Genomic DNA, 17,688 nt, shown 5'->3' on the forward strand with positions numbered 1-17,688 from the left:
TGGATACCTCGCTAATGTGGCTCCGTGACCAAGCCGCTGGACCCGGAGATGTTCGACCCGGTCTGTCCGTCCGGACTGATGCCGATCCGCGTGGGGGACAAATGGGCTGGAATGATCGTCCAGTGCCTTGAGGGCGGCCCGCGACGCTTCTCCGAGCTACGGATCCCGCTGCGTACGATCACGCCCAAGGTCCTCACCCAGTCACTCCGGTCGCTGGAGCGTGACGGTTTCGTCGTCCGCACGGCCCAGGCCGGACCGGCGCGGCACGTCCAGTACGAACTGACCTCGCTCGGCCGGAGTCTCCTTGAGTTGCTGGATACGGTGCGTGCCTGGGCGGAACTCCACATGGAAGAGCTCATCGACGCCCGTGAAGCGGCATGGCGCGCCGATCGCACCGGGTGATGCACGACCGGACCCGTCGTACGGTGAATCTCAAACTACGATGAGTCTCGTATTATGGGAGACCAGACCAAGCCAGGAAGTGGAGCACATCGTGACCCCAGCCAGCGCCCCTGCCACAAGCGCCGCTGCGGTCGGCGGCCGCTCGCTCGATCACCCCACACGGGACGAGATCCGCATCGAGGCAGTGCTCCACGCACTCTCCGACCCGATGAGGCTGCGCGTGGTCCGCGAGCTGGCCGCCGCCGATACCGAGCTCACCTGCTCCCGCTTCGACCTGCCGGTGTCCAAGTCGACGACCACGCACCACTTCCGGGTGCTGCGCGAGAGCGGGATCGTCCAGCAGATCTACCGAGGCACCGCCAAGATGAACGGGCTGCGCCGCGACGATCTGGAGGTGCTGTTTCCCGGTCTTCTGGACAGCATTCTCGACGCCGCGAACCGGCAGGTGCAGCGCATCGGCGAGGACCGATAACCTCACGGTCCGCCCCGGTCGCCGCCATCCGCGGCGCTCAGCAGCCCCGCCCAGTCCGGGATCTTCACCGGCCCCCGGCCCAGCGACCGGCCCAGCGCCGCCTCCGCCTGCTCGATGGACAGCCAGCCGTCCCACTCCACCGGGCGCAGTCCCCACGCCCGCAGCGCGGCCACCGGGTCAGGCGCCGACGGGCGCCCGGCGAGCAGCGTGGCGTCGTCGAGCAACGATGCCACCGTCTCCTTCGCGCAGGACCGGTTCGAACCGATCACTCCGGTCGGCCCCCGCTTGATCCACCCGGCGACGTACTCCCCGGGCGACGGCACCCCGTCCCGCAGCACCCGCCCCGCCAGATGCGGCACGGTCCCGCGCGCCGGGTCGAACGGCAGGCCGGGCAACGGCAGCCCGCGGTAGCCGACGGCCCGCAGCACGAGCTGGGCGTCGATGTCCTCGTACGTACCGGCGTCGCGCACGCCCCCGCTGCCATCCGGCACGGTTCGGGCGAACCGCACTCCGGCCACCCGCCCGTCCCGCTCCAGCAGTTCGACGGGGCGCAGAAAGAACCGCAGGTGGATCGTGCGCAGCGGGTCTCCCCCCGCGCCCGTACCTGTGGGGCCGGCCGCGGCCCATCCGCGCAGCACCTCGACATTGCGCCGCGCCGCCGCCGTCAGGGGCGGTGCGTTCGGTGGTGAGGACAGGGCCGGCGCCGACCGGGGGGACGGATCGACGTACGCCGGGTCGAGGGCCAGCTCCGCCTCGTCCACCACCACCCGTGCCTGCGGCAGCGCGCCCAGCTCCCGCAGCTCCTTGGTGGTGAACCGGGCCTGGGAGGGTCCGCGCCTGCCCGCCATGTGGACCTCGCGCACCCGGCTTCCGGCCAGCGCGCCGAGCGCCCCGTGCGGTACGTCGGTGGGGCGCAGCTCCTCCGCGCTCCGGGCGAGAATCCGCGCCACGTCCACCGCCACATTGCCGACCCCGATCACCACGACCGAACGGGCCTGCAGCGCAAAGCTGTTGGCGGTGGCGTCGGGGTGTGCGCTGTACCAGGAGACGAACTCGGTCGCGGAGTAACTCCCGGGCAGATCCTCGCCCGGTACGGCGAGGCCGCGGTCGGTCGCCGCCCCGACGCAGTACACGACCGCCTGGTACAGCTCGCTGATCCGCTCGGACGGGATCCCGTCGCCGCCCACCTCGACATTGCCGAGGAAGGTGATCCGCTCGTGCTCCAGGACGGTGCGCAGACTGTTCTGCAGCGATTTGATCTTCTCGTGGTCGGGGGCGACGCCGTAGCGCACCAGGCCGTACGGGCAGGGGAGCCGGTCAAGCACATGGACCCGGACATCGGGCACCCGGTCCTGCTCGACCAGAGCCTGGGCGGTGTAGACCCCGCTGGGACCGGAGCCGACGACGGCGACACGGAGCACGGCGCACCTCTTCCCACAGGATGCCTCCAGCATGGCACCGGTGGCCGGGGCGGGGGAGAGGCGCGCCCGGGGGCCGTCAGGACGACATCGCGCGCATCCTGTCGATCTCCACCGTCTGCTGGGCGACGACGTCCCCGGCCATCTCCTCGACCTGCACATTGTTCCCCTGCGAGAGCACCTCCGTCGCCATCGTGATCGCTCCCTGATGGTGGGTGATCATCAACTTCAGGAAGAGCTTGTCGAAGGCCGCGCCGTCCGCCGTCCGCAGCTGATCCAGCTGCGCCGGGGTCGCCATTCCGGGCATCGCCGAGTGATCGTGGCCGCTCGTGCGCTTCTCTCCGCCATTGTGTTTGAGCCACCCCTCCATGGCGCCGATCTCCGGCTTCTGGCCTGCGGTGATGCGCTCGGCGAGCCGCTTGACCGCGGCGGAGTCGGAGCGGGCGGGGACGAAGCCGGTCAACTCCAGCGCCTGGGCGTGGTGTTGGATCATCATCTGTACATATCGGAAGTCGGCCGAGTTGGGGGTGTCGTCCCCGGCGACCTTCGCGGCCTCCTCGGCGGACAAGGTCCGCGCGGGCTCTCCCGGTTTCCCGGGCGCCACAACCGAAGGCCCCCCGCCCGCCTGCGCCTTCGTACGGTCGTCACCGCCTCCCTCATCGCATGCACCCAGGGCGAGGACGGCGGACATGACGGCCACGGCGAGAACAGATCTGCGTACACACATGGTCCGACGGCGGATCAACAAGTGGACCTCCATTGCCATATGGGGTGGTTGCGAACCGTCCTAACACGCTTCCGCGCGACAGCGATCAGAAACTTTCATTACGTCTCTGTTGCCATCTGTTGGGATGCCCGTGGGGAGGACGATACTGCCGGTGTCCGTGAACCGTTCAACTACGTACGGATGCATGGGAGGACGCAGTGATTTCGTTGCACATGAGCCCGGCGCGGCGCAGACGTCTGGGTGTGGCCGTGGCAGCCGCCGGGCTGCTGGCCACGCTGCTGACGGCCGGCCCCGCGGCCGCAACGCCCGACCCCGGCGATACGACCACCGCCCGCACCGATGTCTCCGCCGCCCGGGAGGCCGAAGCCGCGGACGCCATCAGCAGCGGCGAGATACCCGGCGTGGACGAGATCGTCCACAGCAGCAACATCACCCATCTGGCCAACGTCCCGAAGGACGCACTCAAGGGGCTGAACACGGACCTGGCCTTCCAGGGGAAGTACGCCTTCGCAGGAAACTACGATGGTTTCCGGATCTACGACATCAGCAATCCGAAGTCCCCGAAGACGGTCGCCCAGGTCCTGTGCCCCGGATCGCAGAACGACGTCTCGGTCTCGGGAAACCTGCTCTTCCTGTCCACTGACTCCTCGCGCAGCGACAACTCCTGCACCAGCACCACCCAGCCCGCCACGGAGAAGTCCTCCTGGGAGGGCATGAAGGTCTTCGACATCAGCGACAAGCGCAACCCGAAGTATGTCGCCGCTGTCGAGACCGCCTGTGGATCGCACACCCACACGCTGGTCCCCGAACGCAAGAACGTATACGTGTACGTCTCCTCGTACTCGCCGAGCGACACGTTCCCGGACTGCCAGCCGCCGCACGACGGGATCTCCGTCATCAAGGTGCCACGCAACGCACCCGAGAAGGCCGCGGTCGTGAACTTCCCGGTGCTCTTCCCGGACGGCGGCAACCCGGGCGCCCCGACCAACCCGGGCGTCTCCAAGACGACCGGCTGCCACGACATCACAGTGCTGCCCTCGAAGGACCTGGCAGCCGGTGCCTGCATGGGCGACGGTCTGCTGTTCTCCATCAAGGACCCGGAGAACCCGAGGATCATCGACCGGGTGCAGGACAACGTGAACTTCGCGTTCTGGCACTCCGCGACGTTCAACCAGAAGGCCGACAAGGTCGTTTTCACCGATGAACTCGGCGGCGGTGGCGCAGCCACCTGCAACGAGGAGATCGGCCCCAAGCGCGGCGCCGACGGCATCTACGACATCGTCGGCAAGGGAGACCACCGCAAGCTGGTCTTCCGCAGCTACTTCAAGATCGACCGTGCGCAGGCCGACACGGAGGTCTGTGTCGCCCACAACGGTTCGATCATCCCGGTCAAGGGCCGCGACCTGATGGTCCAGGCCTGGTACCAGGGCGGAGTCTCGGTGTGGGACTTCACCGACTCCTCGAAGCCGAAGGAGATCGGCTACTTCGAGCGCGGCCCCGTCAGTACGGACGCGGTCACCACGGCCGGCCCCTGGTCGGCGTACTACTACAACGGCTACATCTACTCCAACGACATCGCCAAGGGCTTCGACGTCCTGAAGCTCGACGACCGGCGGACCGACCCGGCGAAGCGGGTGCGGCTGGACGAGCTCAATGTTCAGACGCAGCCGGACTACTTCGACCGCTGATCCGGCCGGTTCATCCGATCGGCCGACACCATCCTGCTCCACCGCGCACCGAGCGCGTCCCGCCGGGCGGATCTCCCCCGCCCGGCGGGACGCCGCAATCGACACCTGCGTCAGGCGGCCGTCCTGGAGCTCCCGCCGGTCGCCGCGGCCCACTCCACGAGCAGCCTCTGGTACTGCTCCTCGTCCTCCGGGGACAGACAGCCGCCGGAGCGCTGCCACAAGTCACGAATCTCTTTGTTCACCACGGCGGCGGTACGCGCGGAATCGGGGCAGCACGGAGAACGGGACATGCATACAGGCTAAGGCCCCGATGTGACAATCCGACCCATTGGGCGTCAGGGACATCTCTCACATGTCTCTCAGGCAACGCCCGGCGTCAGTCCCAGCATCCGCAGCCCATCGGGCCGCTCCTCCACCGGAAGATGCTGCACAAAGCGCACGTCACAGCCCAGCGCCGCCGCCCCGCCGTCCGCGCGCCGGTCGTCGCCGACCATCACCACATCCGTCGGATCCTGCCCGATAAGTGTGCAGGCAGTGTGGAAGAGCCGTGTGTCCGGCTTCTGGACGCCGTGCTCGTATGACAGGACGTAGGCGTCTATCAGGGCGTCCAGGCCGTGTGCCCGGAAGACCGGCCGCAGGTCCCAGCCGATGTTGCTGACCACACCGATACGGGTGCCGCTGTCGCGCAGCGCACCGAGCACCTCTGCCGCGTCCGGGTAGGGCTGCCAGGCGGCAGGTGATCTGTGCCGCTCGTACAGCGCGTCGTACAGCCCCGGATCCGGCAGGGCCACCTGCCGGGCAAGTCCCGTGTACGCCTCCCGGTGGAGTTCCGCGCTCTCGTCTCGGGTGGCCCACGCGGAGGCGAGGCGGGCAGGGACGTGTTGGGGAGGCGGGCCGCCCGGCAACGCCCCGGCGGCCTCGAGCCCCCGCGCGTACCGCTCGAAGTCGGCCGCGCTGACCGTCACCTCGCGCTCGGCGATGACCGCGCGCAGCCAGGACCGGACCGATTCGATACGGAAGAGGGTCCCGGAGAAGTCGAAGAGCACACCCTTGATCTGCATGGGTGCGATCCTTCCCGGTTCAGGAGTGCCGCGGCAAGGCCTCTCCGCCGCGCCCCTCGTACCTGGCGAACCAGGCGACGGAGAACCCGACCAGAGCCGCCCCCAGCAGCCAGCCGCCCAGCACGTCGCTCATCCAGTGCACCCCCAGGTAGAGCCGGGTGACCCCCACCCCGACAACCGAGACCCATGCCGCCACCAGGGCCGTCCGCCACATCCGGGGTCCCGTACCGTGCCGTCGCAGGAGCCAGAGCAGCAGACCGCAGGTCACCATCGCCGTCATCGCGTGACCGGAGGGGAACGCCGCGTAGTGGGCGGAATCCACCGGGTTCGGCCACTGCGGCCGCTCCCGGCCGACCGCGGCCTTCAGCCCTTGTTGCAGGAGAGTCGACAGCGCGCTCGTCACTGCCACCCACACCGCGAGCACCCGCGCCCCGCGCCACCACAGCACCACCACGGCCACCGCGATCAGGGCGCGCATGGTCCATGGATCCCACACCCAGTCGGTCAGGATCCGGTTCGCGTGGACGAGCCCGGGTTCGGTGACCGCCCTTCGGTGCAGGGCATCCGCGACCGTACGGTCCAGTGTCATGAGCGGCGACCAGCGCATGGCGACCAGGATCAGCAGGACCAGGGCAGCAGACGCGCAGACCACGGCTGTGCCGAAAGGTGTGACGCCGGAACGGGTGCGGGCCTGTGGGGCGAGTGGCGGGCATGGCATGGGGTGATCTTCGCGGACGATCCGTACACCCGGCTAGCCCAGTGCGCTGAGTCCCGGAATGAATGCCACCAGAAGCGGAACCACTGGTACCAGGGCGGCCGCCGCGGTCAGCCGGAGCCGACGGCCCGCGGTGAGCCTCTCCACAGGGGTCAGCAGCCGGTTCACCCGCAGCGGCAGCTGAGAGTCCGGCGCCGGGCACGGGCCGAACACGCCACGGTCCTCGTTGAGTTCCACCAGGGCCAGAGCGATCGTCAGCCGTCCGAAGCGCCTGGACGCCACATCGTCCGCGGCCAGTTCGACCAGCCGGTGCATCTCGTCGCGGAAGGCCGCGAATACCGGCACCTGCGGGAACCCGATCGCGAGTGCGCCGGAACAGTGCAGCAGCCAGTCGTGCCGGGCCCTCGCGTGTCCCTGCTCATGGGCCAGCACCGCATCCAGCTGACGGCCCTTCAGGCGGCCAAGTGCCGCCGTGGTGATGACCAGTTGAGGCGCAGCTCCCGGCAGCCACCAGGCATCCGGACGCTCTCCCTCCAGCACCACGAGCCGACCGCTGCCGGGCTCCTCGCCGGGCATCAGCGGGGAACGCACCAGCAATTCGGTGCGCCGTCGCCTGCGACGCACCTGGGCTCGGTGGATCTCCCGGGTCAGCATCGCCGCGGTCCATACCCCTCCGAGCGCCAGCAGTACGGCCATGGCCGCAGACCACCGCCCGTGCCCGCCCAGTGCATACGCCTCCACCACGGCACGCGGCGCCGGCGCGAACACATGTCCACGCACCGCCTGCCAGGCCGCGGCCGCACTGAACGTCATGGAGAGCGCGAAGGAGAGCAGCACCCCGGCCACCACGCACTGCCAGACCCACAGCGCAACGACGGGCTCGCGCTCCGGCCAATCCGCCCGCGCCATCAGACGTGGGGTCACGACGGCGGTCAGTGCACCGAGCAGCAGCAGCGCGAGGGAGACCAACATGGCGTCAGCCTATGAGCGGTGCGGTAGCCGCGGGTATGGCTGCGCACGGCAAGTGATGCACGCCACGGTTTGGCCTGCCCCCTGTCTCACAGAGTGAGCAGCATTGCGAACATGGCTATCCCCATCGTCAGCCGACAGGCGAGAGCCAGCTCGGGCCATGCGCCCCAGCCGCCCCCGACCGGCCCGCCACCGCTCCCCGCCGTGGTGGCCACCGGTATCAACCGGGCTCCCGAACGCAGCACATACACCGCGTAGTAGGCCAGCAGCAGTCCGGTCAGCAGAGGTATGCCCCCGGCCGTCACCGCGACATCATGGCCCGTGTGTCCGCCGTGCTCGCCGTGCGCACCTCCAGCGCCCGGTGCCATCGCCAGCGCCATGTAGACCATCGCCGATGACCCGACCAGATGGTGCAGATGGTGCGTGCTGCGCCGGGAGAACCACAGTGCGCGCAACGAGGCCGCACCGAACAGCACCGCGTACACCACCCACCCCCACACTGGTGGTGTCACGACGGCGGCCGGCATGGCCATGGCTGCCATGCCGAAGCCCATCAAAGCCTCCGCACGCGCCGTCCTGCGCCGCTCCCCGGTCTCTCTGCGCGTGCGCAGCAGGCAGTACGCGCTTGTCACCCCGCACAACGCCATCAGCAGCCAGCCGGACATCGCCGGTCCGTGCACAGCGCACCTCCCCCTGGACGTACGACGTCGGTCCCTCTTAGTCGATGCCCGGGCCCAGGCCGTCGTACGCGGCGCACTGAGGTACACGGGGAGCGCGCGGAGGGGGTGTTCCCTGCCGTGCCGTGGGCTCCCGCCCGGGGATGGGAACGGCCCGCGGGAGGCTCCGCTCTCTGGGTGGAGATCCCGCCGCCGACGCCGCCCAGCCGGCCCGCCGCGTGGGCTCACTGATCATTTCCGGCCCCGTGTTCTCCGCCATGGACGGCTTCCGACACCTCCTGCGCCTCGCGTTCGCGGACCACGACGGCAGTCTGGAGAAAGCCCTGCCCGCGCTCGTCGACTTCGCGGAGGGAAGCCGCGCCGCGCACCGACGGCGCACCGGCACTTCTACGGGCGGTGGCGCAGTGGATGGTCCTCCGGTACTTCCACCACGACGATCCTGTGCCCGTCCGGATCGCGGATCCACATCTCGACGAGCCCCCACGGCTCGCGCACCGGCGGCCGCAGCACCTCGACGCCACGGGCCGACACCTCCTCGTGCGCCGCCCGGACGTCCGCGACCTGCAGCCACAGTTCGAGGCCGGGCACCGGCGGTGCGGTGGCGCGCCCGGAGACCTCCAGGAAGCCGCCGCCGAGGAAATAGACCGTGCCCCGCTCGGGGCCGGTGCCGAACTCCCGGTAGACGGGCAGCCCGAGGCACTGGCCGTAGAAGATCCGTGATCGCTCGGGATCGGCCGGCCGCAACAGGATCCGGCTGCTCAGCACATGAACCATGCGCCAGACTCTAGGTCCGGAACACGCGGGTTACGCTGCTTCGGCACGGCCACAGCAGAGAAACGGAGAGCCACCACCATGGACATCGCCCCTGCCGAGGACTCGGGACAGCTGACCTTCCGCGACGCGGCCGACGCCGATGTGCCCGCACTCGTGACGCTGATCGAGTCGGCGTACCGCGGGGACTCCAGCCGGGCCGGATGGACCACCGAGGCGGACATCCTGCAGGGGCAGCGAACCGACCCGGTCGGCGTCCGCGAGGTCGTTGAAGCGCCCGGCAGCCGACTGCTCGTGGTGGAGCGCGACGGTGCGCTCATCGCCTGCTGCCAACTCGAACACCGCGGTGACGCCGCCTACTTCGGGATGTTCGCGGTCCGTCCCGAGCTGCAGGGAGCCGGTCTCGGCAAGGTGATCATCACCGAGGCCGAGCGCACCGTCCGCAAGAGCTGGGGGGTGACCGAGATGCACATGACCGTGATCTCGGTGCGCGAGGAGCTGATCGCCTGGTACGAGCGCCGCGGCTACCGCCGTACGGGAAAGCTCAGCCCGTTCCCGTACGGCGACGATCGCTTCGGTATCCCGCAGCGCGACGATCTCGCGTTCGAGCTGCTGGTCAAGGACCTGGTCTGACCGGGCAGGCGATCAGGCGGTGAAGCGGCCGGCGCGGCGAATCTCCGGGTAGTCGGTGGTCGCGCCGTCCAGTCGCAGGGCGCGTACCAGCCGCAGATGGTCCTGGGTGTTCACCACCCAGCCGATGACCTTCAGCCCTTCGGCGTGCGCCTGCTCGACCACCTCCAGGGTGAGACGGCGGATGTTCAGCGCCAGCGTCGCCGCACCCACCGCCTTCGCCCGGTCCACCACATCGCTCCGCCAGCGGCTCGCGATGAGTACCGTCCGTACCCCCGGCACCAGTTGGGCGATCTCGGCGACCGCCTCGTCGTGGAACGACGACACCTCGACCCGGTCGACGAGACCGCGTCGCAGCATCACTTCTGCCAGGGCGCGGGCCGCGGTCACATCCTTGATCTCTGCCTGAACGGGGGATCGTACGGCGTCGAGCACCTCCTCGAAGACCGGCACGCGCTCGCCCTGCCCGGCATCGAGTTCGCGCAGCTCCGACAGGGTCTTCTCGGCGATCGGACCGCTGCCGTCCGTCGTACGGTCCACATCGGCGTCGTGCATGACGGCCAGCGCGCCGTCCTTGCTCAAATGAAGGTCCAGTTCGATGGCGTCCATCCCGGCCTGCTCCGCATGGACGAACGACCGCAGGGTGTTCTCCGGCTCGACACCCATCACTCCGCGATGACCGATGGTGAGAAAAGACAAGGCAACTCGCTTCCGTCGACGGCGTCTTCCCGCGTGCGGCTCCTACCCACGAGGCACTACGGCATTACGGCAATTCGGCAGCTTAATGGCCCACCCCCGAGAGAGAGCCGCTTGGACGAGGGGGAGTGGCGCCGTGTCCCTGGACGTCGGCGGCACCGAGCAGGAACCCGGTGATGACGGCTGCGACAAGAACGGCACGGATACTCACGCGGCGGATCTCCAGAGGTGGTGCGGAGGACGGATGCCGTCCGTCCTGCCGGCAGACAGCCGTGCCGGGCGAGCTGTGTCACCCATGCGTGGGCGTGCTCTGCATGGCCTGACCGCTCATGTGCGCGATGCCGGGCGGAGCGGCAGCCTCTGCAAGGGGTCAGGCCGACGGAAGCGTTCGCAGGGAAGGTTCAATGCAGGAAGAATCGCGGTGACAATGGGGGGTCGGCAGGATAATTTTCTGAGGCCCACTTGTCCGAAGGAACCGCAGATGGATACGGTTGCTTGACGCGAGGTTCTCCTGTGGAGGAAGTGTTATGACGGAAATTCTTGTGCACGACGTTGCCGCAGGTGACATACCTACGGACCAGCGGGTGGTCGATCACCCCGCCTGGCCCGCGCTCAAGAATGCCGTGGAGGATATCCGCCCCTGGCAGTCGAAGGACGGTTCCATCGACTTCGACGCCGAGGGGGCGCCGTCCCGGGCGGCTGCCCGGGCGACGCTGGATCGCGCGATCGTCGCGATCGAGGAGCTCTCTGCGCTGCTTCCGCATGACGACGCCTACCACCGTGCCCTTGTCGTGGACCTGCGTCGCTGGGCCACGGACGGCTTCGGCGTGCCGGACTTCCTCGACTCGCTGCTCGCCTTCCAGCCGGCCAAGGACCGCACCGACGGGCTCCAGCACCTGGTCGTCTTCGCGATGTACACACAGAACGGCAACCCGGACCGCAACCTCGAAGCGGTCGTGCTGCGGATGGTCTGGCCCGAGTGGCTGGCCGAGCTCGAAGCCACCCGCTACGACAACCCGTTGTTCTGCGGCATCACCTTCGAGGGCTTCACCTCGGGATACGACACCAACTCCGCCGTGCTCTTCCCGGAGACCGTCGCCGTGCGCGAGGCCCCCGAGCGCTTCAGCTGGGGCGGAATCTTCTGCGACCGCGAGGCCGCCCGCTTCCGCCGGGTCACCGAGGCGTCGGTCGATCTGCTCGGCGTCGAGCTGCCCGACGACATCCGCGAGATGGTCGGTGACCAGCAGCGCTGCGAGCAGGCCTTCGTGCTCTGGGACATGGTCCACGACCGGACGCACAGCCACGGCGACCTGCCGTTCGACCCCTTCATGATCAAGCAGCGCCAGCCGTTCTGGATGTACGGGCTCGAAGAGCTGCGCTGCGACCTCACCGCCTTCAAGGAGGCCGTGAAGCTGGAGGCCGATGGCTTCCCGCAGGGCCGCGATGTGCAGTACGCCGTGCTGTTCGACCGGATGTTCCGCTTCCCCGTCACCGGTGAGCGCGTCCGCAACTACGACGGCCTCGGCGGCCAGCTGCTCTTCGCGTACCTCCACAAGCACGACGTGATCCGCTGGACCGACAACACGCTGAGGATCGACTGGGACCGTGCCCCGCAGGTCACCAATCAGCTCTGCACCGAGATCGAGAAGCTCTACCGCGACGGCATCGACCGCCCCAAGCTCGTCCACTGGTTCGCCGCGTACGACCTGGTCTCGACCTACCTCGCCCCGCACCCGGGCTCCCGCTGGGCCAAGGGCCCGGACGCGCTGGATCTTTCCCAGCCGCCGCGGAAGCTCGTCGACGACGTGCTTCCGGACGAGTTTCCCCTGAGCATGTTCTATGAGGCACTCTCCAAGAAGCTGAAGAACGTGATTGCCTCGACCAAGGGGATCACCGCCGCGGATGCCGAGCGGGCAGCCGCGTGAGCGCCGGGCTTAAGGAGGCGGTGGCCATGAACGGAAACGGCAAGGGCAACGGGAGCGGTGCTCTCGAAGGCGCCGTGGTCGCGGTCGCCGGGGCCGCGGGCCCGGCCGGCCGGGCCACCCTGCTGAGGCTCGCCGAGGCCGGTGCGACCGTCGTCGCCTCCGACGCCGATGCCACCCGCCTGGCCGAGGCGGTCGACGCCGCCCGCTACGCCCACGGCGGCGCCACGGTCACTGGTGACACCGTCGATCTGCTGGACCTCGCTGCCGCCCGCGAATGGGCGGACAAGACGGAGAAGGAATTCGGCCGGATCGACGGCCTGGTCCACCTCGTCGGCGGCTGGCGCGGCAGCGCCACCTTCGCCGAGACCGACCTCGCCGACTGGAACCTGCTGGAGAAGCTGCTGATCCGCACGGTCCAGCACACCTCGCTGGCCTTTCAGGAGGGTCTGCAGCGCAGTGACCGGGGTCGCTATGTGCTGATCAGTGCGGCCGGTGCGAGCAAGCCCACCGCGGGAAACGCAGCCTATGCCGCGTCGAAGGCGGCGGCCGAGGCCTGGACGCTCGCGCTCGCGGACTCCTTCCGCAAAGCGGGGGGCGACGAAGGGCCCAGGACCGCGGCTACGATCCTGATCGTCAAGGCATTGGTGCACGACGCGATGCGCGCCGAGCGCCCCAATGCGAAATTCGCGGGCTTCACCGACGTCAAGGAGCTGGCCGATGCCATCGCCGGCGTCTGGGACCGGCCCGCCCCGGAAGTGAACGGAAAGCGCCTGTGGCTGACCCCGCAACCGTAAGGACCGACGCGCGGCGCCACCACGACCCGCAGGTACGCGGCTTCGCCAGTGACAACTACGCCGGCACGCACCCGGAGATCCTCGCGGCCATCGCCCTCGCCAATGGCGGTCACCAGATCGCCTACGGCGAGGACGACTACACCGAGCATCTCCAGCGCGTGATGCACAGTCACTTCGGCCCGACCTCCGAAGCCTTTCCGGTCTTCAACGGAACCGGCGCCAACGTCGTCTCCCTCCAAGCGATGACCGACCGCTGGGGCGCGGTGATCTGCGCCGAGTCCGCCCACATCAACGTCGATGAGGGCGGTGCCCCGGAGCGGGTGGGCGGCCTCAAGCTGCTCACCGTGCCCACCCCGGACGGCAAGCTCACGCCCGAGCTCATCGACCGGCAGGCCTACGGCTGGGACGACGAACACCGCGCCATGCCGCAGGTCGTGTCGATCACCCAGAACACCGAACTGGGCACGGTCTACACACCCGACGAGATCCGTGCCATCTGCGACCACGCCCACGGCCACGGCATGAAGGTCCACCTGGACGGGGCCCGGATAGCCAACGCCGCGGCTTCGCTGGACGTACCGATGCGTACGTTCACCAATACCGTCGGCGTCGACGTCCTGTCCTTCGGTGGCACGAAGAACGGGGCGATCTTCGGCGAGGCCGTGGTCGTCCTGAACCCGGACGCCGTCCGTGCCATGAAGCACCTGCGCAAGCTGTCGATGCAACTCGCCTCGAAGATGCGCTTCGTCTCCGTACAGCTGGAGGCACTGCTCGCCGGAGACCTCTGGCTGCGCAACGCCCGGCACGCCAACGCCATGGCCCAGCGGCTCGCGGAGGGCGTGCGCGCGGTGGACGGCGTGGAGATCCTCCACCCCGTCCAGGCCAATGCCGTCTTCGCCCGGCTGCCGCACGAGGTCAGCGAGCGGCTGCAGAAGCGCTTCCGCTTCTACTTCTGGGACGAGGCCGCCGGTGATGTGCGCTGGATGTGCTCCTTCGACACCACGGAGGACGATGTCGACGCATTCGTCCTTGCCCTGAAGGACGAGATGGCGAAGTAGTCAATAGCTGAATAAGTATGCGGTCGACCGGGAAGTCATTGACATCTGGTCGGCCGCCTATTTACGCTCGGTGGCCATGGAGCTGATCCAGGAAGTCCCGGAACTTTCCGCCTATCTCGCCGCCGATGAGGCCATCGACCACGAGCATCGGCTGGTGCGGGACGCGGTCGCCGATCTCCGCAGCAATACCACCGACGCATACACATGCGCGGCCGCCGCCTACGCCTTCGTGCGTGACACCATTCCGCATTCCGCATTCCGCTGATTCGGGCGACAGGCAGGTCGCCTGGCGCGCCTCCGACGTCCTCGCGACGCGCAACGGTATCTGTCACTCCAAGTCCCACGCTCTGGCCGCCCTCCTCCGTGCGGCGGGCATCCCGACCGCCCTCTGCTACCAGGGGCTCGGCGAGGAGAACGGGGATCCGGGCCCCGTGTACGGGCTGATCGCGGTTCGGCTGCCCGGTCGTGACCGCTGGGACCGTCAGGACCCCCCGGGGCAACAAGCCGGGCGTCGACGCCCACTTCTCGCTCGGCGGGGAGCGGCTGGCCTGGCTCATCCGCCCGGAGTTCAATGAAGTGGACTATCCAGTACTCTATGCAGCACCGCATCCGGCGGTACTGCGCGGCCTCCGGTCCGCCGAGGACCGCCCGCAGCTGTGGTGCACTCTTCCCACAGCGCTCTGAGATCCCGTCCCGAGGCAAGGCACCGATGACCCTGACGTTCACCGTCTCCGACGACGTACGCACCCTCGCCCCCGGCTTCAGCCACCTCGCCGTCGAAGCGCGCGGCCTGGTCAACGGGCCCAGCAACGACGACAGCTCGGCCCTGCTGGACGAGGCGGCCCGCCGCCTGGCCGAGCGGCTCGGCGGCCGGGCCCCGCACGAGGACCCCCACCTCGCCGCCTGGCGCGACACCTACACCGCCTTCGGCGCCAAACCGTCCCGTACCCGCAATTCCGCCGAAGCCCTGGCCCGGCGCGCGCTCACCGCCGCCGGGCTGCCGCGCATCAATCTCCTGGTCGACCTCTACAACGCCATCAGCGTCGCCCATCTGATTCCGGTCGGCGGCGAGGACACCGACCGCATCAACGGCGCCATGCGGCTCGTACGTTCCACCGGCCAGGAGCCTTTCGTCACCGTCGCGGGCGGCGAGGAGACCGTGGAGCACCCCGAGCCCGGCGAAGTCGTCTGGTGCGACGACGAGGGCGTCACCTGCCGTCGCTGGAACTGGCGACAGGGCGTGCGTACCCGGCTCACCGAGGAGTCCGTGAACGCCGTATTCCTGCTGGAGCGCCTCGCGCCCATGACGATCGGCGAACTCGAAGCCGCAGGCGCCGAACTCGCCGAACGGCTGGAGAAGCTGAGCCCCGGGGCGCGGATCACCGTCGGCACCCCGGAGTGATATTCCGGTCGTGGCCGTGAGCCGGCCGCGTCAGCTCTTCTCGCGCACCTCGGCGGGCGTCGGAGCCGTACCGCCGAGGTGCGAGGGCACCCACCAGGTGTCGCTCGCGTCCTTCGGGCGTACGGGATAGGCGCGCTGGGCCGCTTCGAGGAGCTCCTGGGCCCGCTCCCGCAGCCGCCGGGTGATCGCGCCCGCGTACTGGTCGGCGGGTGCCTCCACCGGCTCGCCGACCCGGATCGTCACCGGAACGTGGTTGCGCTTGAAATTGCGCGGCCGGCCCTTGGTCCACAATCGCTGCGTCCCCCACAGCGCCATCGGGATCAGCGGCACGCCGGCCTCCTGGGCCAGCCGGGCAGCGCCGGACTTGAAGCTCTTCAGCGTGAACGACTCCGAGATCGTGGCCTCGGGGAACACGCCGACGATCTCGCCGGAACGCAGCGAGGCAAGGGCGTGCGCATATGCGTCCTCGCCCTGCTTGCGGTCGACGGGGATGTGCTTCATGCCGCGCATCAGCGGGCCCGAGACCTTGTGCCGGAAGACCGATTCCTTCGCCATGAAGCGGACAAGCCGCTTCTGCGGCAGCGCCGCGAGCCCGGTGAAGATGAAGTCCAGATAGCTGATGTGGTTGCTGACCAGTACCGCGCCACCGGTCTTCGGGATGTGCTCGGAACCCTGAGTGTCGATCTTCAGGTCGAGCGCCTTGAAAAACGTACGAGCGGCGCCGATGACCGGCCGATAGACGAGTTCTGCCATCTGGAGAAGACCCTTCTTCAGCGCCTGAGGAGGGTTCTCCCGGCGGAAGTTACGCAGCCGTAGGTTTGCGGCATTGCGCCGATCGTGCCCCATGCGCGACGCGGTGGCCAGTCTCCGAGGGCGTGGGCCGCGAGATTCTCGTCACGTGGAACCGCCGGGAATGTCTTGGCACCCGGTGGCGCTGACCCCTTGCGAAGAGCTCTGACAGGAGGCCGAAGGTGGACGGGCAGACACAGGCGGGAACGCTGGACGCGGCCCAACTCGGTGCGGAATTGGGGGAGCGGGCGACCCTTGTGCAGTTCTCCAGTGCGTTCTGTCAGCCCTGCCGGGCCACCCGCCGCACTCTCGTCGAGGTGGCGCGAATGGTGGACGGGGTCGCCCATGTCGAGATCGACGCCGAGGCGCATCTCACTCTCGTGCGCGAGCTGGAGATCAGCCGGACACCGACCGTGCTGATCCTCGACGCCACCGGCCGGATCGTCCGCCGGGCCGTCGGGCAGCCGCGCACCGTCGACGTCGTCGCTGCACTGGGACGGGCGATGTGACGCACCGTGATGCATCTCCCACATTGCGGGACGGTCTTGACTGCCCCCACCACGCATCGTCAGTCTGACGCTATGCCGCCAGAACCCCTTCTCTACGGCCGGGTCCATGTGGATCTCGCCCGCAACGCGAGTGCGCGCTGTCCGGGTGCCTGAGCAACCACGGCCCCGTACGCCTCCCCCGCAGAAGGACACCTCCATGACGGCTTCGCCCGAGCTCGGCACTTCCCGCACGGCATCCTCCGAACTCCTCCGCTCGGTCTTCCGGCAGCACGCCGCCGGTGTGGCAGTGATCACCGCCGCACGTGACCGGCCGGTCGGCTTCACCGCAACCTCTCTCAACTCCGTCGCCGCCGAGCCGGCGCTGATCTCCTTCGGTGTGGGGACATCGTCCTCCAGTTGGCCGGTCGTGGCCGAGGCCGAACACCTCGGCGTCCACATACTCGGTGAGCACCAGCAGGAGCTGGCCGCCACCTTTGCCCGCAGCGGCGCCGACCGGTTCGGCCCGTCCACCCATTGGCGCAGTGGGCCCGAAGGTGTGCCGGTGCTCGACGGTGTGCTGGCGTGGCTGGTCTGCCGCGTGGTGGCCCGGGTTCCGGCGGGGGACCACCGGATCGTGATCGCGGAGGCCGTGGTCGGCGACCCGGCCGGAGGCGGTCGCCCGCTCCTGTATCACCAGGGCCGTTTCACCGCTCTGCGGGACTGAGAACTCCCAAGCGGCACAAGGGCGCCGCACGTTGGCCAGATCACAGTTCCAAGCGCTTGCCCGTGGGTGAAACACTGGGTGTACTGGCTAGTAATATTTCCTTCGGAGCGTCGGTCGCCCCGACCGGAAACCGCCCCATCGGGCGCCTATGCTGCGTGCAACAAGGCAGCCCAGAAATGACGATGCAGTAGGAGAGCCGGCGTGAGCTTGAGGATCGTTGTCTGTGTGAAGTACGTGCCCGACGCCACCGGCGACCGGCACTTCGCCGATGACCTGACGCTG

Annotated in this window: 21 protein-coding genes and 2 pseudogenes; 13 read left to right on the forward strand and 10 right to left on the reverse strand. The window is 68.9% G+C overall.

The features are described from left to right. Positions 1 to 24: 24 nt before the first annotated feature. Both ACZ7IB_RS43375 and ACZ7IB_RS43380 read left to right on the forward strand, forming a co-directional pair. Positions 25 to 402 (forward strand): winged helix-turn-helix transcriptional regulator, encoded by a 378-nt coding sequence (locus tag ACZ7IB_RS43375; RefSeq protein WP_470920440.1) that lies wholly within the window; start codon positions 25 to 27, stop codon positions 400 to 402. A gap of 91 nt (positions 403 to 493) precedes the next feature. Further along, a complete protein-coding gene (locus tag ACZ7IB_RS43380; protein ID WP_470920442.1) occupies positions 494 to 874 on the forward strand; it encodes an ArsR/SmtB family transcription factor in 381 nt (126 codons plus the stop codon). A gap of 2 nt (positions 875 to 876) precedes the next feature. On the opposite strand, the gene ACZ7IB_RS43385 is transcribed toward ACZ7IB_RS43380, so the two are convergent. Next, on the reverse strand, positions 877 to 2,295 hold the full coding sequence (locus ACZ7IB_RS43385; protein ID WP_470920444.1) for an FAD-dependent oxidoreductase: 1,419 nt from the start codon (positions 2,293 to 2,295) through the stop codon (positions 877 to 879). A gap of 76 nt (positions 2,296 to 2,371) precedes the next feature. After that, positions 2,372 to 3,058, reverse strand: coding sequence for a DUF305 domain-containing protein (locus tag ACZ7IB_RS43390; RefSeq protein WP_470920445.1), 687 nt, complete (start codon positions 3,056 to 3,058; stop codon positions 2,372 to 2,374). Between the two features lie 158 nt (positions 3,059 to 3,216). On the opposite strand from ACZ7IB_RS43390, the gene ACZ7IB_RS43395 reads away from it, so the two are divergent. Further along, positions 3,217 to 4,707, forward strand: coding sequence for an LVIVD repeat-containing protein (locus ACZ7IB_RS43395; RefSeq protein WP_470920446.1), 1,491 nt, complete (start codon positions 3,217 to 3,219; stop codon positions 4,705 to 4,707). Between the two features lie 110 nt (positions 4,708 to 4,817). Here the strand turns inward: ACZ7IB_RS43395 and ACZ7IB_RS43400 are convergent, their stop codons facing one another. From ACZ7IB_RS43400 to ACZ7IB_RS43425, 6 genes are all read right to left on the reverse strand, one after another. Further along, a complete protein-coding gene (locus ACZ7IB_RS43400; RefSeq protein WP_470920447.1) occupies positions 4,818 to 4,997 on the reverse strand; it encodes a hypothetical protein in 180 nt (59 codons plus the stop codon). 69 nt (positions 4,998 to 5,066) lie between these two features. Next, positions 5,067 to 5,768 (reverse strand): HAD family hydrolase, encoded by a 702-nt coding sequence (locus tag ACZ7IB_RS43405; RefSeq protein WP_470920449.1) that lies wholly within the window; start codon positions 5,766 to 5,768, stop codon positions 5,067 to 5,069. Between the two features lie 19 nt (positions 5,769 to 5,787). Further along, entirely contained in the window at positions 5,788 to 6,486 is a 699-nt protein-coding gene (locus ACZ7IB_RS43410; RefSeq protein WP_470920451.1) for a phosphatase PAP2 family protein, read from the reverse strand. A gap of 33 nt (positions 6,487 to 6,519) precedes the next feature. Continuing rightward, entirely contained in the window at positions 6,520 to 7,455 is a 936-nt protein-coding gene (locus ACZ7IB_RS43415; protein WP_470920453.1) for a M56 family metallopeptidase, read from the reverse strand. Positions 7,456 to 7,541: 86 nt separating this feature from the next. Then, positions 7,542 to 8,132 carry a DUF5134 domain-containing protein gene (locus tag ACZ7IB_RS43420; RefSeq protein WP_470920455.1) on the reverse strand — a complete coding sequence of 197 codons (591 nt, stop codon included), beginning with the start codon at positions 8,130 to 8,132 and terminating at the stop codon, positions 7,542 to 7,544. 384 nt (positions 8,133 to 8,516) lie between these two features. Next, a complete protein-coding gene (locus ACZ7IB_RS43425; protein ID WP_470920456.1) occupies positions 8,517 to 8,903 on the reverse strand; it encodes a VOC family protein in 387 nt (128 codons plus the stop codon). Positions 8,904 to 8,981: 78 nt separating this feature from the next. On the opposite strand from ACZ7IB_RS43425, the gene ACZ7IB_RS43430 reads away from it, so the two are divergent. After that, positions 8,982 to 9,533: a GNAT family N-acetyltransferase gene (locus ACZ7IB_RS43430; RefSeq protein ID WP_470920458.1), complete on the forward strand. Its 552-nt coding sequence runs from the start codon at positions 8,982 to 8,984 to the stop codon at positions 9,531 to 9,533. A gap of 12 nt (positions 9,534 to 9,545) precedes the next feature. On the opposite strand, the gene ACZ7IB_RS43435 is transcribed toward ACZ7IB_RS43430, so the two are convergent. Next, positions 9,546 to 10,196, reverse strand: coding sequence for a glycerophosphodiester phosphodiesterase (locus ACZ7IB_RS43435; protein ID WP_470920472.1), 651 nt, complete (start codon positions 10,194 to 10,196; stop codon positions 9,546 to 9,548). A gap of 557 nt (positions 10,197 to 10,753) precedes the next feature. Between ACZ7IB_RS43435 and ACZ7IB_RS43440 the strand changes: the two genes are divergently transcribed. The 5 genes and pseudogenes from ACZ7IB_RS43440 to ACZ7IB_RS43460 all read left to right on the forward strand — a co-directional run bounded on the left by ACZ7IB_RS43440 (position 10,754) and on the right by ACZ7IB_RS43460 (position 15,405). Then, a complete protein-coding gene (locus ACZ7IB_RS43440; RefSeq protein WP_470920460.1) occupies positions 10,754 to 12,151 on the forward strand; it encodes a DUF6421 family protein in 1,398 nt (465 codons plus the stop codon). Positions 12,152 to 12,177: 26 nt separating this feature from the next. Further along, complete coding sequence (locus tag ACZ7IB_RS43445; RefSeq protein ID WP_470920462.1) at positions 12,178 to 12,945, forward strand: SDR family NAD(P)-dependent oxidoreductase; 768 nt, start codon at positions 12,178 to 12,180, stop codon at positions 12,943 to 12,945. Beyond that, positions 12,924 to 14,003, forward strand: coding sequence for a threonine aldolase family protein (locus ACZ7IB_RS43450; RefSeq protein ID WP_470920464.1), 1,080 nt, complete (start codon positions 12,924 to 12,926; stop codon positions 14,001 to 14,003). Before ACZ7IB_RS43445 ends, ACZ7IB_RS43450 begins: the two co-directional genes overlap by 22 nt. A gap of 76 nt (positions 14,004 to 14,079) precedes the next feature. Next, positions 14,080 to 14,687 (forward strand): annotated as a pseudogene (locus ACZ7IB_RS43455) (transglutaminase domain-containing protein). A gap of 25 nt (positions 14,688 to 14,712) precedes the next feature. After that, positions 14,713 to 15,405, forward strand: a complete 693-nt coding sequence (locus ACZ7IB_RS43460) for a B3/B4 domain-containing protein (RefSeq protein ID WP_470920466.1) — start codon at positions 14,713 to 14,715, stop codon at positions 15,403 to 15,405. 30 nt (positions 15,406 to 15,435) lie between these two features. Here ACZ7IB_RS43460 and ACZ7IB_RS43465 read toward each other — a convergent pair whose 3' ends face one another. Then, the gene (locus ACZ7IB_RS43465; protein WP_470920473.1) at positions 15,436 to 16,158 is read right to left on the reverse strand and encodes a lysophospholipid acyltransferase family protein; all 723 of its coding nucleotides are present in this window, start codon (positions 16,156 to 16,158) and stop codon (positions 15,436 to 15,438) included. Positions 16,159 to 16,376: 218 nt separating this feature from the next. On the opposite strand from ACZ7IB_RS43465, the gene ACZ7IB_RS43470 reads away from it, so the two are divergent. From ACZ7IB_RS43470 to ACZ7IB_RS43485, 4 genes and pseudogenes are all read left to right on the forward strand, one after another. Continuing rightward, positions 16,377 to 16,703 carry a TlpA family protein disulfide reductase gene (locus ACZ7IB_RS43470; RefSeq protein ID WP_401995236.1) on the forward strand — a complete coding sequence of 109 codons (327 nt, stop codon included), beginning with the start codon at positions 16,377 to 16,379 and terminating at the stop codon, positions 16,701 to 16,703. 72 nt (positions 16,704 to 16,775) lie between these two features. Next, a complete protein-coding gene (locus ACZ7IB_RS43475) occupies positions 16,776 to 16,856 on the forward strand; it encodes a putative leader peptide (RefSeq protein ID WP_371268620.1) in 81 nt (26 codons plus the stop codon). Positions 16,857 to 16,899: 43 nt separating this feature from the next. Beyond that, positions 16,900 to 17,406: a flavin reductase family protein gene (locus tag ACZ7IB_RS43480; RefSeq protein ID WP_470920468.1), complete on the forward strand. Its 507-nt coding sequence runs from the start codon at positions 16,900 to 16,902 to the stop codon at positions 17,404 to 17,406. 201 nt (positions 17,407 to 17,607) lie between these two features. Next, a pseudogene (locus tag ACZ7IB_RS43485) lies at positions 17,608 to 17,688 on the forward strand (electron transfer flavoprotein subunit beta); the annotation flags it as partial.

The organism is Streptomyces sp. NPDC037301, from assembly GCF_055602785.1.